Source organism: Streptosporangium sp. NBC_01469 (genome assembly GCF_036227305.1).
Taxonomy (GTDB): Bacteria; Actinomycetota; Actinomycetes; order Streptosporangiales; family Streptosporangiaceae; genus Streptosporangium.
This window is the reverse complement of the sequence record NZ_CP109465.1, coordinates 2,563,890-2,589,441: the sequence shown is the minus strand read 5'-3', so window position 1 is coordinate 2,589,441 and position 25,552 is coordinate 2,563,890. Positions and strand designations below refer to the sequence as shown.

Below are 25,552 nucleotides of genomic sequence, written 5' to 3'. Positions count from 1 at the left end.
CCTACCGGAAGCGGTCCGGTAGGGGAGTTCATGTTGACGCTGCTCTCCAGATGTTCAGGAGAGTTCGTACACCAGCGACGCCACCTTGTCCCCGGCCTCGTGGCCAGCAGGGTCGCGGCGCTCGGTCTGGACCCAGAGTCGCGTCGTGCCGGGCACGGGGGCGATGTTCACGATGCGGTCGGCTGGGCCGCCCACCGGTAAGGTCGATTTGGTCCATCTGCCGCCGCGCAGGTTGAGCACATAGGGCGCGCCGGCGGTGGGATTGGCGGCGATCCACAGGCCGGACACCGGGTCGGTGCGCACTGCGGTCAAGCCTGTCCGCACCACGTTCAGGCTCACCTGTTTCCACTGGGTGCGGTCCCAATGCAGGACGACCGGGCTGCCGCCGTCCGCCCAGAATGGGCCGACCGCCCACGCTTGGCCGTCCGATTGGGCCGTCAGGCTCAGCTGCCCAAGGTAGCTCCGCCCGCGACACGATCCCGGAGCCGCGTCCACCATGCACGGGTGATCGATCTTCTTCCAGTTCGCGCCGTTCCAGTGCAGCGTGGTGGCCACCTCGTTACTCATCTGCTGGTCGGTCACCACCCAGACATCGTCAGGGCGGGCCGCGGCGACCCTGGCCAGGGAACGCACCGGGGGCGTGTCATCCCGCCAGGTCTTCCCACTGCGATGCAGCACTTTCGAGGAGCCGCCGTCGGGATCCATGCCGGTGACGAGCCACACGTCGTCGTGGGAGTCCACGGCGATGCCGACCGCCGGATTCCACTCCGCGCTTCGGGAAAGGTGTCGCGTCCAGCGCCCATCCGACCATTGCCACAATTGCTCTGTCACGTTGTCGTACGCGCCGTGGACGGCTGCAGCCGCCCAGATCGTCTTCCCTGTCGGGGAGCTGGTGACATCGAGCCGCCTGGCCTTGCCGAACGGTCCGGGCAGTCCGGTGCGTCTCCATGAGGCTCCGTCCCAGCGCAGCATCGACCAGCCGGACCGTCGCCCCTCCATGGTGAACAGCGACGCCCCGCCGCCCGTCGTGGAGATCATCCGTAAGTCGCCCTGGCCGGTGTATCTCAGCGTCCAGCGCGACGCCGACTCGACGGCGTCGTCAGCGGTCCGCCCAGCACCGCTCGGGGGCGTGTCGGCGGCCAGGACGCACACGCCCACAAGGACCAGGGCAGCGAGCACCCCTGTAGGGTTACGCATCCCCCAAAGGATCACACACCCTGCGCAGGCACCGGTAACTCATACATCCCGTACGAGACCCCGCAACTTCAACGCTTCAGCCAGGCATGGAGGGCACGATCGCACCGAAACCAGTATGAACCGTAATAGCAGAGATCGTCAGTCGCCCCCAAACCCAATAACCCCAGGTCAGAGGCGAGTTCATTGGATTCTGCTCCATTGCTACTGTACTGGGACGTCTCAGGCCATCTCAGGTAGGACCCGTCGGTTCGCCTTGGGGCCTCATTCTCCGAGAGAGCGCGGCTTCTGGAGCTATGCGGGCTGTTCCACAGGTTCCATTAGCCGGGGTTACCAATGGAGCGGACGCTTCCTCCGCTCAAGCTTCGCCTCTCCCGGAGCGCGTAACCCACGAACGCGATAGGGCGCCCCGCTCCGTGACGGAGCGGGGCGCTTCTCTATTCACGACGGCGCGGCGAAGCGGGTGCTGACGCTCGTTCAGGGGCCGGCGGCGGAGGCGTGATCGTTTACGTGGTGTTCCCATTTTGTTCCCGTCGGCCCTGTTCGGAGGGTGTTGGCGGGGTCGGGGACAGGGGGCACTGAGGGCGGTCGAAAAACATTTGCTCTGGCAGGACAGGATTTGTAGTCTCGGGGCACGCCGAAAGGAGGTGGTCCGAACGATGGTTGCTCATAGTTGGGCTAGCGAGGTGGCTGTCCGCTAGGACGCCGCGACCGGACTCTGTCCGGGCGTCTGGCGACGTTCGGCGAATCCACGACAATCACCGGAACCCCGGGCCGCCGGAGGCGGGCGATCCCGCCTGTAGTCCACCGGCCCCCCTGCCGAGCAGGGGGAAGTGGCCCGGGGTTCTTCCCTTTCCAGCGCCCTGACACCACGGGGGCGGCGGCCCCGGCCCGGCCGGCGAGGAGAACATCAGACGGGGAGACCCGCGGCGATGCCGTTGAGTACCCGGTCCAGCCCGTACTGGAAGCGCGCCTCCGGCGGCATGTGCGGAACCCGGGCCTCCAGGATGGATCGGTTGAACATCGGATACTTGCCTGACGCGACGACCGCCTGAACGTAGGGGCCGACGTACTCGTGCATCCACTGCTTCATGTCCATGCCCGTACGGCGGGCCTCCTCGATCCAGCCGATCTCTCTGAGCGTCGCGCTGTTGGTGTAGTCGTTCAGCATCCCGGCGTAGCTGGTGATCTCGTCGATGTCGAGGTCGAATCCGGCGAGGGCGCCGACCGTGAACTCGTGCACACGCAGCAGGTTGGGGCCCATGGTCGGGCGCCGGGTGACCAGCGCGCTCTGCCAGGGATGACGTAGACCCACGGTCCTGGACTGATGGGCGACCAGTGAGAGGTCGGCCCGCCAGTCCCCCGTCGGCCGGTCGGGGAGATCTATCTCACCCATCACCTCGTCGATCATGAGGTCGATCAGGTCGTCGCGTTTGGGAACGTACCTGTAGAGCGACATCGCGCCGGTGCCCATGTCGCAGGCGATCCGCCGCATCGTCGCAGCGCCCAGCCCCTCGGCGTCGGCGATCCGCACGGCCACCCGGGTGACCTGCTCCCTGCTGAACCCGGGCCGCCGCCCCGGCCCCGACCGGTCCACGCGCTCGGGGCGCATCCAGATGCTGACGTGTTCCTCGGTGGTCATGGGCCCCCTCCCTCTCTTGCGTACATCGTACCTGAAAGCTATTGTCCATTTCGAGTACGTCGTACCCGAAATGGAGGAGTCATGAATCGATCGATGTACGTGGGCCTGTCAGGGGTGGTGTTAGGCATGGTCACCGCTCCCCTCGACGGGATGATGCTCGGCCCGGCCCTGCCGGCGATCGTGAGCGATCTGGGCGGTCTTGAGAACTTCTCCTGGGTCATGACGGCTTACCTGGTCGCCATGGCCGCCTCGACCCCGATCTGGGGAAAACTCGGCGACCTGTACGGCCGCAAGGTCGTCTACATCGCTGCGATCGTGGTGTTTCTGCTTGGGTCGGGATTGTCAGGGCTGTCGCAGGACATGACCCAGCTCGTCGGATTCAGAGCGGTGCAGGGGCTGGGCGGTGGCGGCCTGATGGTCGGCGCCATAGCGCTCATCTCCGAAATGGTGCCGCCCCGCCAGAGCGGCAAACTGATGGGACTGATCGGCACGATGATGCCGATCGCCTTCATCGCGGGGCCGCTCGTCGGCGGCCTGCTCACCGAGCGGCTGAGCTGGCGCTGGACCTTCTACGTCAACCTCCCGATCGGCGCTGTCGCCCTCCTGCTCATCGGCTTCGCCGTACGGCTCGCACCACGGCGGATCAAGGCGAGGATCGACTTCCTGGGCGCGTCGCTCCTGACCGTCGGACTGGTGGCGTTGAGCCTGCTGACGAGCTGGGGCGGCACGCAGTACGCCTGGGCCTCCGTCCCGATCGTCTCGCTGGCGGCGACCGTCGTGGTGGCCCTGACGGTGTTCATCCACGTGGAGCGCCACGCCGCCGAACCGATCGTCCCGCTCAGGCTGTTCGCCGACCGCAACTTCACCCTCGCCCAGATCCTGCGTTTCCTCGGCGGCGTCGGGATGGTGGTCGCGGCCAACTTCCTGCCCCAGTACATGCAGATCGTGCAGGGCGCCTCCCCGACCGAGAGCGGGCTGCTGATCCTGCCCTCCATGCTCGGCATGGTCCTCGTGATGATCCGCACCGGGCAGCTCATCACCCGCAACGGGCGCTACCGGATCTACCCCATCCTCGGCGGGGCCGCCCTGACCGTCGGCATGCTCGTGCTGCTCGCACTCCGCACCGACACCAATCTGGCGCTCGCCTCGGGGCTCACGCTGATCGGGGGCGTCGGCGTCGGCCTGCTCATGCAGAGCACCACGATCATCACGATGAACAGCGCGGAACCCCGTGACATGGGCGCGGCCAGCGGCTCGATCACCCTGTGGCACACCATGGGCGCTTCGCTGGGCGTCGCCGTACTGGGTGCCCTTTACACCAGCCGACTGCAGGACACCCTCATCGACCACCTCGGCGCCGAAGCGGGGAAGCGGATCTTCTCCGGCGGTGAGCTGACGGCCCAGGCGCTCACCGCCTTCCCCGCGGCCATGCGCGAGGCCACCCAGATCGCGGTGTCCAGCGGCGTACACGCCATGGCCATCGGCTGCGCGGTCCTCGGGCTGGTCGCGTTCGCGCTCTCCTGGTTCGTGCGCGAGATCCCCCTGCGCGACAGCCTGCCGTACGAGCCCAACACCACTGACCTGCCGAATCGAGAAGGAGCACTTCATGTCTGACAACAAGCTCAAGCTGGCCGTCGTCGTCGGAAGCGTCCGCGAAGGACGCTTCGGCCCGACGGTCGCCAACTGGTTCGTGGGCGAGGCCGAACGTCACCAGGGATTCCAGGTCGACCTGATCGACCTGGCGGAGGTGCCGATCGGATCGGCCGCCCCTTCGATGTCACCGGCGCCCGAGGTGTTGCGGGCACTCGGCGGCCTCACGCCCCGCCTGGAGGCCGCCGACGCGTTCGTCATGGTGACCCCCGAGTACAACCACAGCTTCCCCGCGGCACTCAAGAGCGCCATCGACTGGCACAGCAGCCAGTTCCACGCCAAGCCCGTGGCGTTCGTGTCGTACGGCGGCATCTCCGGTGGCCTGCGGGCGGTGGAACACCTGCGGCTGGTCTTCGCCGAGCTACACGCCGTCACGACCAGAGACACCGTCAGCTTCCACGGAGCGTGGACGCAGTTCGAAGCCGACGGGCAGCCCAAGGACCCTGATGGCCCCGCCACGGCCGCCAAGACGCTTCTCGACCAGGTGACGTGGTGGGCCAGTGCGCTTCGGGACGCCAAGACCACCCGCCCCTACACCGCCTGACCGCCACCTCCACACGCAAGGGAATGTGCTCATCATGACGTCCTCTCCGGGAAGATCTCCATTCGCACCACCCGGCGGCCCGAACGCGACAAGGCCGTCACACTCGCCCGGCCCGCTCACGCCGAGCACCAGGGCGCCGCCTTTGGCCCGATGCGGCCAGGGGATCACCACGGTGCCGCTTCCAGGAGTGACGGCCGTCACTCCTGGAAGTTGGGGTTGGCGCAGTGCAGCGGGCGCTCGCCGCCGAGGATCCTGACGATGTCCTCGCAGATCATCCGGGTGTGGTTGATCTCGGTGTCGTAGGTCCCGGAGCCCAGGTGCGGGGTGAGCACCACGTTGTCCATGTCGGCGAGCGGGTGGGCCGGATCGAGCCACTCCCCGGCGAACCGGTCGAGGGCCGCGCCGCCGAGATGGCCCGCCTTCAGGGCTCCGACGAGCGCGTCCATGTCGTGCAGGGCCGCGTCCACGGTGTTGACGAAGATCGCTCCGGGCTTCATCGTGGCGAACTCCACCGCGCCGACCAGCCGACCGGCCGACGCGGGGGTGTGCACGGAGACGACGTCGGCCTGGGCGAGCAGGACGTCGAGACCGTACCGGTTCTCCGCCGCCTCGGGGTCGTAGACCATGACGCGCATGCCCAGCCCCTTCATCCGCCAGGCCACCGCGCGGCCGACCGCCCCGTAACCGATCAGGCCGACGGTCCGGCCCGCGAGCTCCCACGCGCGGTGCCGCCGGTAGGAGGCCATGCCCCGCCGGACCTCCCGGTCGCCGACCGCCACCCGGCGGGTCACCGCGAGGATCAGGGCGAGGGTGAGCTCGGCGACCGCGTCGGCGTCGCGGCCGGGGGCGCAGACGACGGGGATGCCCTTCGCCGTGGCGACCGGGAGGTCCACGTTCCCCGCCTCGCTGCGGGCGCAGCCCACCACCAGCAGGGGAAGGTCCAGGACCGGACCCGCCACCTCGTCGGCCTCGGTGATGAGGATGCGCGAGCCGGTGTCCGCGAGCTGCCGGGCGAGCTCGGCCGCCTGGTGGGGACGGTGGTCGGCCGGGTCGTAGTGGACGTCGATCAGCTCTCTCAGGCGGTTCCACTCCTGACCCCGCATCGGCGCCAGTACGAGTGCTCGTGGTTTCACCGCGCCTCCTTTTTCAGGAAATTTTGGTATCTGGGAGCTTTCCACGAACACCACGATCGGTCTCGACAGTGACCGGACCGTCATCAACCGACCCACTCACCACATGGAAGGCGGCTACGCGGCGGAGAGGGCGTCGACCGGCCGAATGCGGAGGGCTCCCACGGCCGTCGGCACCGTGGCCAGCACGACCAGCACAAAGGCGCCGACGACGATGGCGAGGTACATCCACGCCGGGCCGGACGCGATCGGCGATCCGGTTTTGACCAGGCTGTACGGCACCGTCGTGGCCGCCGCCGCGACGGTGCCCAGCACGACGGCGATGGTGGCGGTCACGACGGCCTCGACGGTCACCATCCTCAGCACCTGACCACGGGTCGCGGCGGACAACCGCAGGAGGCCGAACTCGCGGCGTCTCCGGCGAGTGGCCGCCACCAGCGTGTTGACCACCACGATCGCCGAGAATCCGATGATCATGATGACGATCAGGTAGTTCACCGGGGCGAGTTGCCCGCTGACATCACCAGCGACGATGGGACCCCGGTGGGTGCTGTCCTCCGTGCTCTGCATGTAGAGGGTTCCGGCCGCGATGCCGACCAGGAGTATCAGCGGGGACGCCACGTTGGCGCTGTGCCTCGCCCGCGTGTGGGTGTTGCGGGCGGCCAGCCGGGCGGTGGCTCCGATCCGGGCGTCACAGAACCATCTGACAGGCCTCATGGCCGCCGGGCTGAGCAGGGCGAGCCCGACCGCGACGGCGACGCCCGCCGGGCCCGCGGTGCTGGAGAGCAGCGGGCCGTTCGCCATGAAGAGGGTCGCCGTCGCCAGGCTCAGGCCGACGACCAGCAGCCCCGTACCGCTGATCGCCCGAATGCGGGTGAGAGACCGGGCCGGCGACGGCGTCGCCTCGGTCAGTGCGCGCACGGGCGGAATGGACGCGGCTCGCCCACTGGAGATCAGGGCGGCGCCGATCGCGGCGAGCAGGGAGGTGCCCGCGCCGATCGCGACGCAGAGGCCGCCCGCGTTCAGCTCGGTGGGAGCGCTGACCAGGCCGCCGTCGACCAACCGCCCGAGGATGACCGTACCGAGCGCGATACCGGGCAGCAGGCCCGCGGCGACCGCCGGCAGCGCCACGATCACCGTCTCCAGCACGACGCTCTGCCGGATCTGCCGCGGGGTGGCGGCGATCGACCGTAACAGCGCGAGCTCCTGCTCACGATGCTGGATCGTCAGAGAAACGGTGGAGACCACGCCGAAAGCCACGATCGCCACCGTCCACCCACCCAAGATGGCGGGCAGCATGACCAGGAAACCGGCGCTGTGACCGGTTTCCAGACCGGTCTCCAGCAGGCCCGCGAACGCGGTGAGCAGTGCGGTGCCGGCCGTCATCACGGCGGCCGAGGCGAAGTGCGATCCGAGGTGGGCACGGACCGTGAGGAAGGCCAGCTTCCACATCATCGGACATCACCGCCCTGGCGGCCCTGCCCCGCGTCCGCCGTCGCGGCGGATCGGGCCGACGCGGACAGCTGGGCCATTCGCGTGGCCACCGCGCCGGGGTTCGGCCGCGCCATGCTGTCCACGATCCGCCCGTCGGCGAAGAACACGACCGTGTCGGCATAGGACGCGGCGACCGGGTCGTGGGTCACCATCACAATCGTCTGGTCGGTCAGGGTCACCGCCTCCCGCAGGATGCCGAGCACCTCGCCCGCGGCCTGGGTGTCCAGCGCGCCGGTGGGCTCGTCCGCGAAGACGACGGCGGGCTGGGAGAGTACGGCGCGGGCGATGGCCACCCGCTGCTGCTGGCCGCCGGACAGCTCCGCCGGCCGGTGATCGATCCGGTCGGCGAGCCCCAACCGCGCGAGCAGCGCCCGGATGACCCGCTGATCGGGGTGGCGGCCGGCGAATTCGAGGGGGAGCGCCACGTTCTGCGCCACCGTCAGCGTCGGCACGAGGTTGAACGACTGGAAGATGAACCCCATGCGGTTGCGCCGCAGCCGGGTCAGCGCCGTTTCGTCGAGGTCACTCAGCTCGTGACCGTCCAGGACCACGGATCCGGAGGTCGGCCGGTCGAGCCCCGCGGCGCAGTGCAGCAGCGTGCTCTTCCCCGAGCCCGAAGGACCCATCACCGCGGTGAAGGTGGCCCGCGGGACGCGCATCGTGACCCTGTCCAGCGCGGTCACGACGGCATCGCCGTGTCCGTGGCGCTTGACCACCTCCCGGAGTTCGAGGGCGTGGTCCGACGTTGTGTGCGCCGTTCTTGAATACGCTATACGAGTCATAAATACACCGTACATCATTCACAAGCAGGGCGGAATTCAATAGTAAAACCGCAGCTCAATAGGCTATACAGGTTCACCCGTGCGTTCGGCGCTATAATTTCGACACGATCCGAGTTTCGTGACGAAAATCGAAAGAGGGCCGCCGGAGATGCCGACGTGTGAGATGTGTGGACGGACGTTGCGCCCCGCCGTACGGGGGCGACCGCCGCGATACTGCTCGCGCGCGTGCCGGGCACGGGCTTACCGGATGCGGGTCTCGGACCGTTCCGCGGTCGACGTCCAACCCGACGTCCAACCCGATGTCCGGCCTGATGTCTCCGTCGACGTCCGGCAGATGCCCAAGGGCGGCGCCAGAGCGGGCATCTCGGAAAGGGCCTTGGATCAGCCGCTCATCGTGCGCACCGCGATCGAGCTCGCCGACCGTGACGGCGTCGCCGCGGTGTCCATGCGGCGCATCGCCCTGGAGCTCGGGGTAAGCGTGATGTCGCTGTACCGCTATGTCGTGAGCCGTGAAGAACTCAACGACCTGATGGTGGACACCGTCTTCGGGGAACGGCCGCTGCCCGAACCGGGCCCGGACGGCTGGCGGCCCAAGCTGGAGCTCTCCGCGCGTGAGGAGTGGGCGCTATACCGAGATCACCCCTGGGTGTCACACCTCGTCGCGGCCACCACCCGGCCGCCGATCGCCCCGAGGCTCATGGCGTACACGGACTGGCGCATGCGGGCCGTGGACGGCCACCGTCTGGACTTCGCCACCATGGTTCAGATCGCCATCATGATAGGCACGTACCTGCAGAGCGCGGCCATGCCCCTCGCCCAGGAAACGCAGGCGGCGCGGACCACCCAGCACACCCGGCAGCAGTGGGCGGACGCCCGGCAGGACACGCTCCATCGCACCCTGCGCGCGGCGCGACTTCCCATGGTGTCGGGGTTCGGCGCCGAGGCGTTTCAGGCGTCCGAGCCGGAGAACATCTTCGAGTTCGGCCTTCACCGCATGCTCGACGGCATCGCCACCCTGATCGAACAGGCCTGACCGCCCGGCGCCGACCGGGCGGCGGGGGCCCGCCGATCGGTGGCCGGGCCCGGGGACCCGCCGGTCAGTGTTCGCCGCGAGCGGGGACGCCGAGGGCGGCGCAGGCGTCACGGTAGAGGCGGACGACCTCCATACGGACCTGGGCACGTTCGGTCAGCGTGGTGCTCCAGGGAACGCGGACCGTGACGTCCCGTCCGCCGACCACGGCGGCGAACTCGATCGCCTCGGCGTCGACGCCGGTCGTCGTCGCGCCGGTGGCCTCGGGCTGCCCGCCCAGCCCCTTGCAGATCAGCAGCGCGTCATCGGCGTGGTCGTCGTTCATGTGGCGCTTGATGGCCTCGACCACGTCGGGGGTGAAAGGGGTGCTCATGCCCCAGAGCGTAGCCAGCGCCCCGCCCCACCCGGCCTCGGGCACCGGTCAGGGACCCCGGCCCCGGCCTCACCCGGCACCGGACGCGCACCCTGACACCCCGGCTCACCCGCCGTCGCCGGAGGCGGACCTCACTCGGCCTCGGGTACGAAGCCACCGACCCGCTTGAGCCGCGCACCGTGACGCCCCGGCTCACCCGCCGCCGGGGACGGACCTCACTCCGCGTCGGGTACGAAGTCACCGACCCGCTTGAGCTCGGCCGAGATGTGGGACTGGAGCGGCTGCCCCATGGCGGCCATGTCGTACGCCCACATCAGGTTGCCGTTGACCAGGCCGTAGAGGCGGTGGCCCGCGGTGTACTCCTTGGCGGTCGCGGTGCGGGCCACCACGTCGGTCTGGAGCTCGATCTTGTTGAAGACCACCTCGCCGACGTAGATCTCCACGATGCCGGTGGGGTGTGACAGGCACACCTCAAGCTGGCGGCCGGGGAGCTGGCGCCAGAAACCGGTCTCGGTGCCCAGCGGGCGCACCTTGTCGCCCGCCTCGTCGAGCAGCCAGGTGCGGCTGCTGTAGGTCAGGAACGGCTTGCCGTTGTGACCGAAGACGATCTCCTGGCCGAAGTTGAAACTCTCGATCGTCGGATATCCCCCGACCCCCGCGCCTTCCCATCGACCCACGAGGAAGGCGATCGGCTCAAGATCGGGATGCAGTTCGGGAACGTCCATGGAAACGAGCCTAGAGCCGCTCCGATATGGTTCGCGCCGGTGACACCGGGACACATAGGCTGCGAACATGGCACGATCACTGGTGATCAAGGTTACCGCAGGCGAAGACTCACCCGAGCGCTGCAATCAGGCGTTCACGGTGGCCGCGGCGGCGTTGGCGAGCGGGGTCCCCGTCTCGCTCTGGCTGACGGGCGAGTCCGCCTGGTTCGCCCTTCCCGGCCGGGCGAAGGAGTTCACCCTCCCGCACGCGGCCCAGCTCGGCGACCTGCTCGACGCGGTGCTCGCGGGCGGCACGGTGACGCTGTGCACGCAGTGCGCGGCCCGGCGGGACATCACGGTCGACGACGTGATCGAGGGCATACGCATCGCGGGCGCCTCCACCTTCGTGGAGGAGGTCCTGGGCGAGGGCGTCCAGGCCCTCGTCTACTGAGAGACCACCGGAACACCCGCCCACCGAACCCTCGGCCGTCGAGCCACCGGCCGCCTGGCAAGGCCGGGCAGCCGGTCTCCCGCGCCGCTGAGACGCCTCCGCCGGTGAGACGCTCCCGCCACGAGGCGCCCCGCCGGTAGGACGTCTCTGTCAGTGAGACACTCCCGCCGGTGAGCCGCCCCTGCCGGTGAGACATCCCCGCCGGCGGGGGCGACACCTGGTCAGTGGGGCAGCACCGCGGCCAGGCGCTCCTCTCGGAGACGGTCGAACCAGGCGTCGTCGATCGGCGGCAGCTGGGCACCCACCGCCCAGGTGAGCAGCAGGTCGGCGAGGCCGGGGTTACGGGCGAGCGCGGGACCGTGCAGATAGGTGCCGACGATCTTGCCGGTGTAGCAGCCCTCGGTGCCGTCGCCGTTGCCGACGCCGACCGCCGTACGCGCCAGCGGCCGGATCCCAGCCCCGAGCCGGGTGACGCCCATGTGGTTCTCGAAGCCGGTCAGCGTCGGGATGCCGAGCGCCGGGTCCGCCTCCCCCGCCAGCTCGCCGACGGCCCGGCCCTGGCCGCGCCCGCTGGAGATGTCGATCAGGCCGATGCCGTCGACCGGCTGGCCCTCCTCGCCGCCGAACGTGGTGCCGATGATCTGGTAGCCCGCGCACACGGCCAGCAGGGCCGCGCCCCGCTGGATGGCCCGATGCAGGCCGCCGTCGCGCCGGAGCCGCTCGGAGGCCAGGATCTGCGGCCGGTCCTCGCCGCCGCCGATGAGGTAGATGTCACCGCCCTCGGGAACCGGGTCGGCCGAGCGCACGTGCACGGTCTCGACCGGGATGCCCCGGCGCTGGGCGCGCTGCTCCAGGACCAGGACGTTGCCCTGGTCGCCGTACGTGCTCAATAGGTCCGGATAAATCCAGACAAGGCGCAGGGCGCTGTCAGACTGCACGACCGAACTCCGATCGGATCTGCTGGAAGGCGGTGTAGTTGGCGATCACGTCGACCTTGCCCGACGGTTGCGCGGCGAGCGCCTGTTCGAACGAGTTCGCCAGCTGGAACGGCACGTCGGCCACGTCCAGCCGGAGCGCGAGGTCGAGCCGCCGCTCACCGGTCACGAAGACCGGCCTGCCGCGCAGCACGCGGTAGTCGACGTCCCACAGCCACGAGGTGTCGCGGCCGTCGGGCCCCTGGGCGTTGACCGAAAGGATCACCGGAAGCGAGGTGTCGAGCACGTCGAACGCCTCCAGCCATCCGGCCGGGTTCTTGGCGAGCAGCAGCCGGGCGTGCCGGCCGTCGCGTTCCACCGTGGTGTATCGGCCGGCGACCGACCTGACCTCGCGCAGCCGGGGCAGCGCCCGCTCGACCGGCAGGCCGAACACCTCGGCGGTGGCCAGCGCGATCGCCGCGTTGGCCCGGTTGGCGCGCCCGGGGAGCTGGATGTCGAGCACCCAGCGCTGCCCGCGCGGGTCGATCACCGCGTCGTCGTCGAGGATCCAGGACGGCTCGGGCCGCCGGAAGGTGCACTCGCGGCAGGCCCAGTCGTTCTCCCCCGCGCCGGAGGAGGCCCCGGCGCCCATGCTGCCGGGCGGGACGTACTCCATGCCCTTGCGGTCGAGGGGGCCACCGCACTGGGGACAGCACCAGGAGTCCTCCTTCCACGGCTGCCCCGCCGAGACCCAGGTGACCGAGGCGGCGGTGGAGGCGCCCCAGGTCACCAGCGGGTCGTCGGCGTTGGCGATCACGTGGGTGTTCTTCCCGGCCAGCGCCCGCCGCCACTTCTGGGCGAGCAGCCAGATCTCACCCGCCCGGTCCATCTGGTCGCGGCTGAGGTTCATCAGGCAGATGACCCCGGCACCGGTGGTGTCGATCACCTCGGGCAGGTATTTCTCGTCGACCTCCAGCACGCCGTACGGGGCGTGCTTGGCCGACGACAGCGCCGAGACGTGCCCTGCGGGCATGTTGGCGCCGAAGGCGTTGGTGGCGACGTCGCCGAGCTCCGACAGTGCGGAGGTGATCAGGCGGGTCGTCGTGGTCTTGCCGTTGGTGGCGCTCACCAGCGCGAGCTTGCGGTCGTGCGCGAGCTTGCGCAGCAGGTCGGGCTCCAGGACCAGGCTGACCCGGCCCCCGATCACCGATCCGTCCCCGCGCCCGGTGACCCGGGACAGGGTCGCGGCCGTCCGGCCGAGAGCGGTGGCGAGCTGCGCCCGCAGCGGAAGCTGAGTCATGCCGTCTCCTCGCTTGGCGACCCGTCGCGGGACGACCCGGCGGCCGACCGGCCCGGCCGCGGGACCGGAATCACCGAATCGTTCATGCCGCAGATCTTAGCCCTGCTTCGGCACCGTCCCCCCCGGCGGCACGTCACACGCACCCCCCGGTGACGGTGAGGTACGGAAGCCCTCGCACCCGGTGCGGGAGCCCCGGGAAGATCCCGAACAAAGCTCACGGAGAAGCCTCACGCGAAGCTCGTGGGAACGCTCGCCGGAAGCTCACGCGAAGCTCGTGGGAACGCTCACGGAGCGAGTCCTCCTCACCGCCGGGAACAACCCCGGTCGAACCGCCCTCACTGCTCGGCGAAGGCGAGTTCCACGGGCTCCGGCGAGTCGGCGTCGAAGGGCAGCACGAACCGGTGCGGCCACGACAGCACGCTCTCCAGCCAGCCCGCCCCCATGGTCTGGGACACGTGCCGGAGCCGTTCCGACGGGTCGACGCCGATGGTGACCGTGAGGATGTCGCGCTCCACGCTCTCGCGCTCGTCGTCGCCGAGGATCACCCGCCAGGCCAGCTCCCGGTTCCTGTCCACCTCCATGGACAGCGGGTGGTGGCGGAGCGCCTTGGCCCGGTGGCCGAGCAGCTCCGTGCCGCCCGCGGGGCGGTTGAACAGGGCGTACTCCATGACCGGCGCGGAGCCGCGCGGATTGGGCGCGGGCTGGCCGTGGGGGAAGAGCCTGTCCACCTCGTGCAGCCATCGCACCTGCGGGATGACCCAGGCGGGCCCCGGCCGCTCGCCGGGGTCGCGGTCGGGGCCGAGCAGCCTGGTCGCGACCGCGGCGACCTGCTCGGTCAGCTTGGTCGGGTCGTTGACGGTCCGCAGCGACCACGCGCGGCGGCCCACGCAGCGTTCCACCGCCGTGGCCAGCAGGCACTCGCGCCGCCGCGGCGGGAGCTCCGACCAGAGTTCGGCCAGCGCCCTGGGCACCCCGGGCAGCGGCCGGTTGGTGCAGAACGCCAGCACCAGCGTGTCGGTCCAGATCCGCAGCCAGGCCCACTCGGGGGCTCCGGCGAGCAGGTCCGCCTCGCGCAGCTCGACCAGCGTGCACGCCCGGCCGCCGCGGCACTCCTGCCCGCAGGCCGCCGAGCGGCGGCCGCAGATGGGCGGCATGTGGCCGGGGACCGGACGCTCGCGGTCCTCGCCCAGCGGCACCTGGATGCGCAGCGGCCGGTCCATGCCGTCCGCGAAGACCGCGGCGACACCGGGCGGGAGCGAGACGACCTGCCGGGACTGCTCCTCGCTCAGGTTCGTCGCCGCGCCGACCAGCCGGCGGTCGTCCTCGGCAGGGAGCCGGTGGATCACCTTCAGCGCGGTGTTCTTCACCACGTCGGAGACGAGCTTCGTGGGGATCTGCTCGGCGACCACGATGCCCTCGCCGTACGCGCGGATCTCGGCGAGCATGCCCGCCAGGAGCTCGACGGCGTGCGTGCTGGCCCGCCCCGCGCCCCGGTCGCGGAGCAGCCGGTGCGCCTCCTCGATCACGATGACGTGCTTGAGCCCGCTGCTGCGCTCCTTCCTGGCCCGCATCCGCAGATGCTCCACGATCCGGATGATCAAGGTGCCCATCAGGAACGCCTTGTCCTCGTCGTTGGCGACGTCCTCGATCGCGAGCACCACGTTGCGCTGGAGCAGGTCGCCGATGTCGGCGGGGTGCCCACCCTCGAAGAACCGGCCCGCGGAGCCCACCCGCAGCGACCGCAGCCGCAGGGAGATGAAGCCCTCCACGTCGGCCTGGACCTCCCGGCCGTAACCGATCTCCTTGATCACGTCCATCGCGTGCTGCTGGAGCTGTTCGAGGGTCGGTACGGCGGGCCGGACGGCGGCCCCCGGGGCGGCCCAGCCGGTGACCACGTCCCAGCCGTTGGCCTCGTACACCCGCTGCAGGGCCAGCGACATGATCTGCGGGAACGGCTCCTCGGCGTCGAAGGCCGCCATGAACAGCGCGCGGACCATGTCGATGTGGGCCTGGACCGGATAGCCGGGCTCGGGGGCGAGCGGGTTGACGCTGAACGGCACGCTCTCCGGGGCCGACGGGTTGATCACGGTCACCGGGGCGAGGTGCTCGATCCGGCCGCCCATCGAGGCGTACTCGGACTTGGCGGGCTCGATGGCCAGCCACGGGATACCCGCGCCGGTGAGCTGTTCCAGCAGGTGCCTGACGGTCTGGGACTTGCCGGAGCCGGTGGCGCCGGTGATGAACGCGTGCCGGTTGAGGGTGGCCAGCGGGACCTTGAACGAGCCGACCGGCCTGTCCTGGCCGTCGAGGATGGACCCGAGCTCGACGGTGAGCGCGCCGGGCACGGTGTCCGCCTCGCTGGTCACGTCGAAGAAGCCCGCGTCGAGGACCCGTACCCCCGGCACCTCCCGGTGCGGCAGCCCGGCGAGGGCGGCGAGCGCCCCGGCGGTGGCCGCGAACGGGGAGGCCGCGCCGTCCGCCGGGTCCTGCAGGGTGGTGGCCAGCGCCTCGGCGAAACCGTACACGGGGCCGGACAGCGCGCTGCGCAGGCGGTAGGGGTGGTGGCTCATCTCGGCGGAGCCGACGAGCACCGGGGCGATCTGGCGCAGCTCCTCGGGTCCGGCGGCCCCGGCGAGCACCCGGACGTTCCAGAGCCCCGCCTCGCGAAAGGCGTCCAGCTCCTGCATGCGCCGCTCGGCCCGCTCGGCGTCGTAGCGGGAGCGCTCGGAGGCGTCACCGTACTGCCGCAGCACGTTGAGCTGGGTGCGCAGGTGCGAGACCTCGGCGTCGAGCAGGTCGGTCTGCTCGGCCACCACCAGCCAGGCGAACGGCCGGGACATGAGCGTGACCAGCGTCGACTCGAAGAGCGTGGGCCGCCTGATCTCGTCGGCGTCCGGCTCGCGGCGTCCGCCGAGCGGCGGGGCCTGCCGTCCCGGGCAGACGGTCCAGGCCAGGTCGGACAGGTCGCGGAGCCACTCGTCGCCGATCCGGACGCCACGGGCGCCGCTGGGGAACAGCAGCGGCTCGGGACCTCCGGGAGCCTGCTCGACCTCGGTGGCGGCCCTGCGGGGCGGGCGCGGCGGGGTCAGCGGCCCCGCGTTGGTGATCAGCTCCAGCGGGGCGCCCGACCCCCGCGAGAGCCAGCCGACCACGAAGGGACGGTTGCGCTGGGCCGTGGAAAGTACGGCGGGCAGCACGGTGACGAAGTCCCACTCGGCGGAGGAGCTGCGCGAGGGCGCCGTGATCGCCTGGATTCTGTACCAGGGACCGGTCAGGGCGTTGGGCGGACGGGACACACTTGGCTGCATTTGGTCTCCACCCGGGGGACCCGGCTCCAGGCCGGAGGGTTGACGCTTCACGGATCGCTCCGTCGTACCGGCCGACGCATGATCGAGATCGAGATCGAGATCGAGGGTAGGTCACCCCCGCAACCACGGTCGAACCTGACTCGGGGCTCGCACCCCGGCATTGACCATCCCATTACGACATACGGACGCCTCGTTGACGCAACCGGTGAAAACGCCACCGCTCGAACGATCCGCACCCGAGTCTCCGCCGGCCGAACCTCCCCGGCCGGAGCCCTCACCACCCGGGTTCCCGCCGTCGAAGACCCTGCCGTCCGAATCCTCACCCGGGTCTCCATCGCCCGAGTCTCCACCGGCCGGGTTCTCATCAGCGGCGGCGCCAGTCGAGTCTCGCCGGGGGCGGGCCGAGGTTGGGCGGCGCGTCCTCGAACGCGCTCGACGCGCGCGGCTCCACCTTTTTCTCCTGCTTCTCCTGCGAGTGGTCCAGCGCGGCTTCCCTGATCTCGTCGAACTCGCCCAGCGTCGTCTTGGGGAAGGTCAGTATGGCCGGGTTGGCATCGGCGAGACGGACCCTGCGGCCCTCGGCGGTGGCGTCGGTGACGATCACCGAGGTGGTGGGAAGCTGCTGGAGCTGGTGGGGCTCGACGAGGAACTCCCTGGAGCGGTGCAACACCCGCTCGGTCTCCCCCATCGCCTTGGTCGCGCGGCGGCCCCACTCGGTGGACTCGGTGATGTCCTCCTTGAGGTCCGTGTGGCTCACGTCGCGTTCCTCGTCGCCCTCCTCGGCCTGGCCGACCGTGGAGACGTAACCGCCGTCCATCCCGGCCCCGGCGGCGCTGATCGTCTCGGTGAGCTGGGCGAGCTCCAGGCGGTGCTCGGTGCCGACGTGCTCGCTGGCGACCCGGGCGTCCTCGGCGTTGCCGAGCCGCATGAACGTCACCGCCGCGTGCCCGCGCCCGAGCCGCTCCCGTACGGTCGGGGTCAGCGCTCGGTAGGTGAGCACCAGCCCGGTCCTGGAGGTCTCGCAGGCGTCCATCAGCCGGTCGAGCACGTCGCCGCGGAGCTTGTCCGCGCCCGCGACGATGATCGTGTGGTACCACGGCCGCTCGGAGGCGGGCGACTGGCGCAGGATGTGGGTGAGCGCGGTCGCCACGTACGTGCCGAGGACGCGGTTGCCGAGCACGCCCGCCTGGCGGTCCATCGACACGACCCGCAGGCGCGCGGGCGGCAGGCGCACCGCCTCCGAGCCGAGGGTCTCCAGCTTGCGCAGCTGCGACTCCAGCGCCCACGCCCGCTCGATCACCACCCGGTCGCTGACGCCCCGGCCGAACAGCGTGCCGATCCGCTCCAGCTGGGTGGCGGTGATCAGGCCGAACCGCAGGTCCTCGCGGGGGTCGCCGACCTGGGCCAGGGCGCGCAGGGCGGCGGTGACCTGGTTGATCGTGGCGCTCTCGCCGAGGACCTCCAGGACCCGCTCCAGGATGGCGTTGTCGAACGACAGATCCCTGGTCGTACGGTGCTCCTCGCTGACACTCACGACGTGGGCGAGGACGTCGGCGAAGGCCTCCGGGGCCAGCGTGGCGCCCAGGTCGAGCCGGGGCAGGTCGACCGGCAGCACCCAGACCAGCGGGTCGTCGCCGCCCCTGCGCGCCAGCTCGATCAGGTCCTTCGCGATCGCGCCCTCGGACAGGTCGAGCACGGTCAGGTGGCCGCCGCTGTAGAGGCGGGTCGCGCCGAGCAGGGTGATCAGTGCCGACCAGCCGGGCAGCGTGCCCCCGGCCACGTCGATCCGGTCGATCTCGTCGGGCACCGCCACCGCGTACCAGGTCAGCTGGCGGTCGTGGCGCTCCTTCTTCTCCGCCCACTCCCGGTAGCGGGCGGCGTGCTCCTCCTGGGCGAGGAAGAGCTCCCTGTCACGTTCCTCCCGCAGCCGGTCACCGGCCACCTCGCGCTCCCTGATGCGGTGACGTACCGCCCGGTCGCCCTGGTGGACGGCGTAACTGCAGAACGCCGCGATGCCACCGGCGGCGATCACCCCGACGGCGGCGAACGACCAGCTGAGCATCTCGGTGAGACCGAGGACGAGGATCAGGGTGGCGAGCGCCGTCATGAACGCACGGACGATCTTGACCGGCCGGTTCAGGAGGTCCTCGTTGAGGCGCTCCCTGCGCACCCACTCGGGGTCGAGCGGCTCGGGAGGATTCTCGACGGGCGAGGGTCGCTTGGGAGCCGGACCCGGATCAGGGTGCAACAAGGCGTACTGCCAGCCCAGGTAGATCCGATCCGCCTGGAGCTGCGCATGCTCGGGATGCACGTCCGCCACGGAACCTCCGCCATCGGGCTCATCGGAAGCCTCGGAGACAGCGTAAGAGTTCGCCATCATATTCGGGCAGCGTTCCCGTCAATCCGCTGTATTTTCCCCAGGTTTACCAGTACTTAAGGGACAGATGAGTCGGATGAGACGGACGTCAGCGATTAACATCGTTTCTCATGACTGCCCCTCCCGAGGGTCCCACCAGACGGCGCCCCATCGCGGTCCCGCTCGCCGCTCTGGTGACGGCCGCCGGTCTGGGAGTCACCGCCGCCCTCGGCGGCTTCGCCACGGCCCCCGACACGCCTCCCAAGCGGCTGGGCCAGGGCTCGACCGTGGATCAGGAACAGTTCACGACCACGTTCGTCGGGTCCCGCACCACGAGCGAGCCGGGCCTGTTCGGCAGCCCGGCCAAGCGTTTCCTGGAGATCGAGTTCCGGGTCCTCAACAAGGGCGACGAGACCGCCGACATGGGACTGCCCTACGAGGGCGGACCGCCCGGCGGCGGGTCCTTCGGCGCGTCCCTGCTCAAGATAACCCCGGCGATCAAGGGCAAGTACGGCGCGTCGGTGTTCACCCCCACCGGAGGGGGCGAGAGCAGCCAGCTGCATCCGGCCCTGCCGACCAGTGTCGTGGTCAGGTACGAGCTGGAGGGCAGGCAGCGGCCTCCCAAACAGCTGACGATCGACGTCGGCAAGTACGAGTGGAACGAGGGGATCACCCTCGCGCCGGGCTGGTTCGTGGTGGCGAAGGACGACGGTGGCAAGGAGAAGCCCGTGGTCGCGGCCCAGGTCACGCTTCCCGTCGTACCGGAGGGAGCTCGCTCGTGAACGTCTCCTCCCGCCCCCAGCCCGAGACACGTTCCCAACCTGAGGACCGCCCCCGGCCTGAGACGCGTTCCCGGCCCGAGACGCGTCCCCGGCCCGAGGACCATCTTCGACCCGAGACCCGTTCCGAGACCCGTTCCCGGCCCGAGGACCGTCTTCGGCCTGAGGACCGTCCCCGGCCCGAGACCCGCTCCCGGCCCGGGGCGCCCGCCCGCCGCAGAACCGCCGCGCGGCCGAGCCGGTGGCGCGCCGCCGGTGCCGTGCTGGCCGGGATCGCGCTGGCGACCGCCGCCGTGGGGCTGCAGGCCTTCGGCGCGGAAATCGCCGACCACAACGCGCCCCTCACCTCGACCGGCGCCATCAACGAGGAGGTCACCGGCTCGCGGATCTCCGCGCGGGTCAGGGCGGTGCACGCGGCCAAGGCCATCACGGCCATGAAGGCCGGCGAGCAGGAACGCGTGACCGCCAAGGGGATCTTCATCATCGTGGAGGTGGCCGCCACGGCGACCTGGGAGCCGCAGCAGTTCGGACCTCCCCGGTTGCTGACGGCCGGCGGGCGCCGCTACGTGGCCTCCGACAGGGTGGACCCGATGTCGACCATCACCCATTCCTACATCCAGCCCGGCTGGTGGACCGAGGGAGTGGCGGTCTTCGAGATCCCGCCCGGGGAACTCCCGGACTCCCGGATCCTGCTCGCCCCCTCATCCGGTTTCATCGTCGAGCCGAACGGACCCGAGATCGAGATTGACCTGGGCCTGGACGAAACGGCCGCGCGACGACTGACCTCCACCGCGAAGGACGTCTACGAGTTGGCGAGCAGGAACTGATGGGGACGCCATACCAGGGAGGTCCCGAGGACGAGCAGGGCCGCGACTGGTTCGCCTCGCGGGAGGAGCGGCTCGCGCACGAGGAGCGGCTCGCGCGAGAAGATCGATCCGCAGAAGACCGGTCCACTTGGGAGGACCGGTCTTCTTGGGAGGACCGGCCCGTACGACGGGATCGGCCCGTCCCGGAAGGTCATCCTTCCGGACCGTCTCACGATCCCTACCGAGGCAGCCCCTGGCCCGCCACCCTCGGCACCTGGCCGGCGCCTCCCGGCGCTCCCGGCGGGCCGGGCGCTTCCGACGGGCATCCGGCACCACCCGGCCCGCCGTCTTTCGGCGCTCCCGCCGGTCCCGGTGCCCCCGGTGCTCCTGTTGTCGGTCCCGGTACTCCCGGTGTTCTTGTTGTCGGTCCCGCTACTCCCGGCGAGCATCCGGCACCGCCCGGCCCGATGACCTCCGGCGCCCCCACCGTTCCCGGTGCTCTCGACGCCCCCGCCAGGCACCCGGCACCGCCCGGTTTCGACGACAACGCGCCCACGCAACCTCGTGGACGTCACGCGGAACCCCCCGTGCCCCAGCGGACGCGTACCGGGCAGACCCCGGAACCCCCCGCGACCCAACCACGTACCGGGCAGACCCCGGAGCTCCCCGCGACCCAACCACGTACCGGACAGAACCCGGGACGGCCCGCGCCGCCACGGGCCCGGCGGCTGAACCCGCCCGAGCCGGGAAACCGCCATGCCGGGCAGAGGGTTTCCCCCTCACCACAGCCGCCCCCCGCCCCCCGGCCGCGGCCCGCCGCGCCGCCGGCGCCTCCCACCCCGGCTCCGGACCTCCCCGCCGCACCTCCCGCACCGTCCGCGGATCTCCCCGCCACGCCCCCGGCCCGTGCCCGGAGCCGCCCCACCCCGCCCCAGCGCCGGCAACCTCCGGGCGGTGACCGGTGGATGCCCGGCCCTCTGCGGACATTCCCGGACGAACAGGTCTGGCCTCCCAAGCCACCCGTGGAAGAGCCGCCGGGAGCCTCGACCCAGCCGTTCCCCTCCGTCCCCGGGCCCCCGCTGCCCAGGCCCTCCGCCACCGGAACCGGGACGCCGACGGTCGCCCCCGCCGCCGTACCGGCCGACGCGCCTCCCGGGGAACGTTCCGCGCCGGAGACCTCACCGGCCGCGGAGGAGACCCCGCCGAGGCGGGGACGCCGTACGGCGCTGCGGGTCGGTGGGGCGATCGTGGCCGTGGGGCTCGGCATCGCGCTCTCCACGTGGAACGGTTACACCGTCTACCGGACCGGCAACCCCGCCGACAGGATCCACACCGTCGCCGCCGGGGGCGCCATGACGCTGATGCACGTGTCATGGAGGGCCTCGGTAGAGCAGGTGAACAGCATGCCCGGCCAGAAGCCCCTCCCGGCCGACCGCCAGTGGCTGAAAATCAAGGTGACGAGGACCTCGCTGGACGCCGAGGGCGTCAGCCGGCGTGGTGATCCCGAGGTCGAGGTCAGGCATTCCGACGGCCGCGCGTGGAAGGTGCTCCCCGAGAGCGACGACCTCCCGGACGAGGTCAAGGACCACAGGGTCGGTACCGCCTACTCCTACAACATGGTCGGCGTGGTGCCCAGGAAACTGGCCGGGCAGGTCGAGGTCCATGTCCGCCCCGCCACCTACCGCGTCGTGGAGAACGAGTCCCTCACGGACACCTTCAAGAGAACCGCGAAGGAGAAGGACCCCGTCCAGGACCAGGTGCTGCGCTTCAGGCGGTGAGCGTCTCCCCCGCCTCACGGCTGCGGGTGGCCGCGATGTCGAACGTGGCCGCCAGCAGGCACACGGTCAGCGTCAGCACCAGCAGGTCCCTGACGAAGGCGACCGGCCCGGCCAGCGCCACCCAGACGAACGGGTCCTCGTTGCCGATCAGCATCCGCACACCCCGGTCCGCGTAGTCGGTCACCACGCGGATCGCCACATAACCGAGGCAGAAGAGGCCGAACAGCGCGGGGCCGCCCCGGGCGGCGAGCCGGAAGGCGTTCGCCGGGGGAACCCAGCGCTCCTGGAACCCGGCCGTGGCGCGGGTCATCGTGCTCTGGGTGAGGTTGTGGGTCCGCTCCATCCGGGTGGCCACGTCGTCGAGCCTCGTCCCCCGTACGACGGCCCGGGTGTCCTCGGCGAAGGCGCCGTAGACGAGCGAGGCGACCGTCAGCCAGGTGAGTGGGACGATCAGGCCGTCGACCACATGGGGCCAGACATCCCCGGCCGCGGCCCAGAAGGACTTCCACCACGGCAGGGCCTCGCCCGCCTCCTCGGCCCAGCCCTTGACCGTCGCCACGACGGTCCGGTGGTCCAGCCAGTCCGCCCGCGCCTCGGCGAAGGCGAACAGGGCGTTGAGGCTGTAGAAGGCGAAGGCCAGCTCGAAGAAGGTCGCGAACACGCCGCTGCCCCTGACCTTGCCGTTGACGTGCCACCAGCTGAACAACATCTTGAGCAGGTACGCGACCACGGCGACCCCTATGGAGACCCGCACGTCCAGCGTGGAGAGCCCGGTACCGCCCTCCACCTCGTTCCCCGCGAGGCCCGCCAAGAAGTCCTGGTCGACCCGCCTGGCGGTGTCGACGGCGATGAACTCCCTGGCGTCCGCGTTATGGAAGCTCCAGGCGAGGTAGATGGTGGCGAAGACCAGGGTGGCGCGGTTCAGCGCGCCGAACATGCTCTCGTCCGCCTCGCCTCCCTGCCGCCGCGCCCGGATCTCCCGGAGCGCCCCGCGCACCGAGTGCAGCATGCCGACCATGACCACGAGTTCGTTCAGCACGATCAACGTGAAGACGAACATCGTGATGACGAGCCGTACCTGCCGGTAGTCACCGTGGGAGACCTCGCTGGCGGCCACCATCAGCAGCGCCCGGACCACCCTGCCCACCGAGAACCAGAGGATCAGCGTCAGGGCGCAGGCACCGAAGATCCTGAGCGTGTGCATGGGCAGCGAGGCCGCGGAGAGCGAGGCGGGCCTCCGGCCAACTGCCGGCGACTGTGCGGGCATAACAGGCGTTTCAGGCACCCGACGCATGCTAACGACTCCCCTGACGGAACGCAGCCCGACCGGTGAGACCGACGGATACCGCGCTCCTGACACCTCCGACGCCCCGACGCCCTCGACCGCGTCGAGAACCGTCCGGCGGACCGTCTCGCCGTCTGACGCGAAAAGACGGAGACACCGTTCCGTCCTCTCAAGGACGACGAACCGTCAAACCCGGTGAGCCGCCGGGAACGGCGAATGTCCGGAGCCGGCGGACCGTCAGACCCGGCAGGCCACCGGGAACGGCGAGCCTTCGGGAACGGCGAACCATCAAACCCGGCAGACCACCGGGACAGCGAGCCGCCGACGCATCCGGCACAACGGAAAGGACCGGCCTCCCCTGCGGGAGCGCCGGTCCTTTCACCGTGCCAGTTCATACTGTTCGTACTGGTTCGTGCTGGTCGGTCAACCTGCTGGCTCGCTGTGGCGAGGCCGGACCCGAGGGGTCAGACGGCCACGGCGAGCTGGGTGACCTCACCCAGGCGGGCCTGGGCCGGGATGTCCTTGGTGACCCCGCCGCCCGCGATGATGCGGACGGTCCAGTCACCGGGAGCGGCGAAGAAGCGGAAGATGCCCTCGTCGGACACCACGACCTCGCCGGTGAACTCTCCCGCGTGGTCGAGCAGGCGGGCGTATGCCGTGCCCGCGCCCGAGACCACGCCCTGGATGACGGCCTGGCTTGAAAGATCGATCCCTGCCGGAAGGGCAACAGTCTGTTCCGGAGCAGCGCATCCCTGAGTCATTATCGGGCCTCTCCCAGTTCGATCGGCACGCCGACGAGCGAGCCGTACTCGGTCCACGATCCGTCGTAGTTCTTGACGCTGGCCTGGTCGAGGATCTCGTGGAGGACGAACCACGAGTGCGCCGAGCGCTCCCCGATGCGGCAGTAGGCGATGGTGTCCTTGGCGAAGTCGATGCCCTCGCCCTCGTAGAGGGCCTTGAGGTCCTCGTCCGTCTTGAAGGTGCCGTCGTCGTTGGCGGTCTTCGACCACGGGATGTTGCGGGCGGTGGGAACGTGACCGCCGCGCTGCGCCGCCTCCTGCGGGAGGTGGGCGGGCGCGAGCAGCTTGCCGGTGAACTCGTCGGGGGAGCGGACGTCGACCAGGTTGAGCTTGCCGATCGCGGCGACGACGTCGTCACGGAAGGCGCGGATGGACAGGTCCTGGTCCTTGGCCTGGTAGCTCGTCTCGGGACGCGCGGCGACGTCCTTGACCAGCTCGCGGGAGTCGAGCTCCCACTTCTTGCGGCCACCGTCGAGGAGCTTGACGTTCTCGTGGCCGTAGAGCTTGAAGTACCAGTACGCGTAGGCGGCGAACCAGTTGTTGTTGCCACCGTAGAGGACCACGGTGTCGTCGTTGGCGATGCCCCTGGCCGACAGCAGCGCCTGGAAGCCCTCACGGTCGACGAAGTCACGACGGACCGGGTCCTGGAGGTCCTGCTTCCAGTCGATCTTCACGGCGCCACGGATGTGGCCCTTGTCATATGCGCTGGCGTCCTCGTCCACTTCAACGAGGACGACACCGGAAGTGTCGAGGTTGGCCTCGACCCAGTCAGCGTCGACCAGGACGGCGGAGCGGCTCATATTGATCCTCCAGGATCATCGTGCGGCGGGTAGTAAACGGCGAATGATCAAAAACATCTCGCAGCCGAGACAGAAACCAAAAACGGCATTGAGAAAAGCGGCGAAAAGTGCCACTGCGACGGCGCCGAGGGCCAGCGGCGTGATCTGTGCGACGTATCCGACCAAGCCCACCAGAGCGAAGGCGAGTCCGACCCCCTGCGCGAAGCGCGGCGGGGCGGCGTCCTCCAGTTCCTTCGGCGGGCTCTTCACTATCCCTTTGAAAATCATCCCGTACGGCGAGAGGCCGAGAACGCCCAGTGCGAACGCGACGGCCTGTGCGGCCAGCAGCCACGCGCTGTCCGTCACGAGGACGAGTGCGAGCATGACGGTGGTGACAGCCGCCGTGAAGCGGAGAGCTCGGGAATCAACTTGCATCGCCTGATGCTCCTGAAG

22 protein-coding genes are annotated in these 25,552 nt (G+C 70.2%); 7 read left to right on the top strand and 15 right to left on the bottom strand.

Annotation, left to right across the window (positions count from 1 at the left end; all coding sequences use genetic code 11):
* Nucleotides 1-54: 54 nt before the first annotated feature.
* Both OG587_RS11850 and OG587_RS11845 read right to left on the bottom strand, forming a co-directional pair.
* Nucleotides 55-1,197, bottom strand: a complete 1,143-nt coding sequence (locus OG587_RS11850; RefSeq protein WP_329089647.1) for a hypothetical protein — start codon at nt 1,195-1,197, stop codon at nt 55-57.
* Between the two features lie 907 nt (nt 1,198-2,104).
* Nucleotides 2,105-2,836, bottom strand: a complete 732-nt coding sequence (locus tag OG587_RS11845; RefSeq protein WP_329089645.1) for a TetR/AcrR family transcriptional regulator — start codon at nt 2,834-2,836, stop codon at nt 2,105-2,107.
* Between the two features lie 81 nt (nt 2,837-2,917).
* Between OG587_RS11845 and OG587_RS11840 the strand changes: the two genes are divergently transcribed.
* Together OG587_RS11840 and OG587_RS11835 are read left to right on the top strand one after the other, a co-directional pair.
* Nucleotides 2,918-4,450 carry an MDR family MFS transporter gene (locus OG587_RS11840; RefSeq protein ID WP_329089643.1) on the top strand — a complete coding sequence of 511 codons (1,533 nt, stop codon included), beginning with the start codon at nt 2,918-2,920 and terminating at the stop codon, nt 4,448-4,450.
* Nucleotides 4,443-5,030 (top strand): NADPH-dependent FMN reductase, encoded by a 588-nt coding sequence (locus tag OG587_RS11835; RefSeq protein ID WP_329089641.1) that lies wholly within the window; start codon nt 4,443-4,445, stop codon nt 5,028-5,030. Before OG587_RS11840 ends, OG587_RS11835 begins: the two co-directional genes overlap by 8 nt.
* A gap of 197 nt (nt 5,031-5,227) precedes the next feature.
* Here the strand turns inward: OG587_RS11835 and OG587_RS11830 are convergent, their stop codons facing one another.
* From OG587_RS11830 to OG587_RS11820, 3 genes are all read right to left on the bottom strand, one after another.
* Nucleotides 5,228-6,163: an NAD(P)-dependent oxidoreductase gene (locus OG587_RS11830; protein ID WP_329089639.1), complete on the bottom strand. Its 936-nt coding sequence runs from the start codon at nt 6,161-6,163 to the stop codon at nt 5,228-5,230.
* Between the two features lie 114 nt (nt 6,164-6,277).
* The gene (locus OG587_RS11825) at nt 6,278-7,615 is read right to left on the bottom strand and encodes an ABC transporter permease (RefSeq protein WP_329089637.1); all 1,338 of its coding nucleotides are present in this window, start codon (nt 7,613-7,615) and stop codon (nt 6,278-6,280) included.
* Nucleotides 7,612-8,436 (bottom strand): ABC transporter ATP-binding protein, encoded by an 825-nt coding sequence (locus OG587_RS11820; protein ID WP_329089635.1) that lies wholly within the window; start codon nt 8,434-8,436, stop codon nt 7,612-7,614. Before OG587_RS11820 ends, OG587_RS11825 begins: the two co-directional genes overlap by 4 nt.
* A gap of 247 nt (nt 8,437-8,683) precedes the next feature.
* Between OG587_RS11820 and OG587_RS11815 the strand changes: the two genes are divergently transcribed.
* Nucleotides 8,684-9,469, top strand: a complete 786-nt coding sequence (locus OG587_RS11815) for a TetR/AcrR family transcriptional regulator (RefSeq protein ID WP_329089633.1) — start codon at nt 8,684-8,686, stop codon at nt 9,467-9,469.
* Between the two features lie 64 nt (nt 9,470-9,533).
* Here OG587_RS11815 and OG587_RS11810 read toward each other — a convergent pair whose 3' ends face one another.
* Both OG587_RS11810 and OG587_RS11805 read right to left on the bottom strand, forming a co-directional pair.
* Nucleotides 9,534-9,839 (bottom strand): DUF2470 domain-containing protein, encoded by a 306-nt coding sequence (locus OG587_RS11810; RefSeq protein WP_329089631.1) that lies wholly within the window; start codon nt 9,837-9,839, stop codon nt 9,534-9,536.
* Between the two features lie 215 nt (nt 9,840-10,054).
* The gene (locus OG587_RS11805; protein ID WP_329089630.1) at nt 10,055-10,564 is read right to left on the bottom strand and encodes an FABP family protein; all 510 of its coding nucleotides are present in this window, start codon (nt 10,562-10,564) and stop codon (nt 10,055-10,057) included.
* 67 nt (nt 10,565-10,631) lie between these two features.
* On the opposite strand from OG587_RS11805, the gene OG587_RS11800 reads away from it, so the two are divergent.
* Nucleotides 10,632-10,994, top strand: coding sequence for a DsrE family protein (locus OG587_RS11800; protein ID WP_329089628.1), 363 nt, complete (start codon nt 10,632-10,634; stop codon nt 10,992-10,994).
* A 221-nt stretch (nt 10,995-11,215) separates the two neighbouring features.
* Here OG587_RS11800 and OG587_RS11795 read toward each other — a convergent pair whose 3' ends face one another.
* The 4 genes from OG587_RS11795 to OG587_RS11780 form a co-directional block, all read right to left on the bottom strand.
* Nucleotides 11,216-11,932, bottom strand: a complete 717-nt coding sequence (locus OG587_RS11795) for a type 1 glutamine amidotransferase (RefSeq protein ID WP_329089627.1) — start codon at nt 11,930-11,932, stop codon at nt 11,216-11,218.
* Nucleotides 11,922-13,208 (bottom strand): MurT ligase domain-containing protein, encoded by a 1,287-nt coding sequence (locus OG587_RS11790; protein WP_329089626.1) that lies wholly within the window; start codon nt 13,206-13,208, stop codon nt 11,922-11,924. Before OG587_RS11790 ends, OG587_RS11795 begins: the two co-directional genes overlap by 11 nt.
* A gap of 335 nt (nt 13,209-13,543) precedes the next feature.
* Entirely contained in the window at nt 13,544-16,516 is a 2,973-nt protein-coding gene (locus OG587_RS11785; protein ID WP_329089625.1) for an ATP-binding protein, read from the bottom strand.
* Nucleotides 16,517-16,880: 364 nt separating this feature from the next.
* Nucleotides 16,881-18,836, bottom strand: a complete 1,956-nt coding sequence (locus OG587_RS11780) for a hypothetical protein (protein WP_329089623.1) — start codon at nt 18,834-18,836, stop codon at nt 16,881-16,883.
* 167 nt (nt 18,837-19,003) lie between these two features.
* Here OG587_RS11780 and OG587_RS11775 point away from each other — a divergent pair, with 167 nt between their 5' ends.
* From OG587_RS11775 to OG587_RS11765, 3 genes are all read left to right on the top strand, one after another.
* On the top strand, nt 19,004-19,654 hold the full coding sequence (locus OG587_RS11775; protein WP_329089621.1) for a hypothetical protein: 651 nt from the start codon (nt 19,004-19,006) through the stop codon (nt 19,652-19,654).
* A complete protein-coding gene (locus tag OG587_RS11770; protein ID WP_329089619.1) occupies nt 19,651-20,478 on the top strand; it encodes a hypothetical protein in 828 nt (275 codons plus the stop codon). Before OG587_RS11775 ends, OG587_RS11770 begins: the two co-directional genes overlap by 4 nt.
* 1,001 nt (nt 20,479-21,479) lie before the next feature.
* Entirely contained in the window at nt 21,480-22,235 is a 756-nt protein-coding gene (locus tag OG587_RS11765; RefSeq protein ID WP_329089617.1) for a hypothetical protein, read from the top strand.
* Here the strand turns inward: OG587_RS11765 and OG587_RS11760 are convergent.
* The 4 genes from OG587_RS11760 to OG587_RS11745 form a co-directional block, all read right to left on the bottom strand.
* Nucleotides 22,225-23,502, bottom strand: a complete 1,278-nt coding sequence (locus tag OG587_RS11760) for a hypothetical protein (RefSeq protein ID WP_329089615.1) — start codon at nt 23,500-23,502, stop codon at nt 22,225-22,227. The genes OG587_RS11765 and OG587_RS11760 overlap by 11 nt on opposite strands.
* A gap of 482 nt (nt 23,503-23,984) precedes the next feature.
* Nucleotides 23,985-24,281 (bottom strand): DUF1416 domain-containing protein, encoded by a 297-nt coding sequence (locus OG587_RS11755; RefSeq protein ID WP_329089613.1) that lies wholly within the window; start codon nt 24,279-24,281, stop codon nt 23,985-23,987.
* On the bottom strand, nt 24,281-25,120 hold the full coding sequence (locus OG587_RS11750; RefSeq protein WP_329089611.1) for a sulfurtransferase: 840 nt from the start codon (nt 25,118-25,120) through the stop codon (nt 24,281-24,283). Before OG587_RS11750 ends, OG587_RS11755 begins: the two co-directional genes overlap by 1 nt.
* Before the next feature lie 15 nt (nt 25,121-25,135).
* A complete protein-coding gene (locus tag OG587_RS11745; protein ID WP_329089609.1) occupies nt 25,136-25,534 on the bottom strand; it encodes a DUF4395 domain-containing protein in 399 nt (132 codons plus the stop codon).
* Nucleotides 25,535-25,552 lie beyond the last annotated feature (18 nt).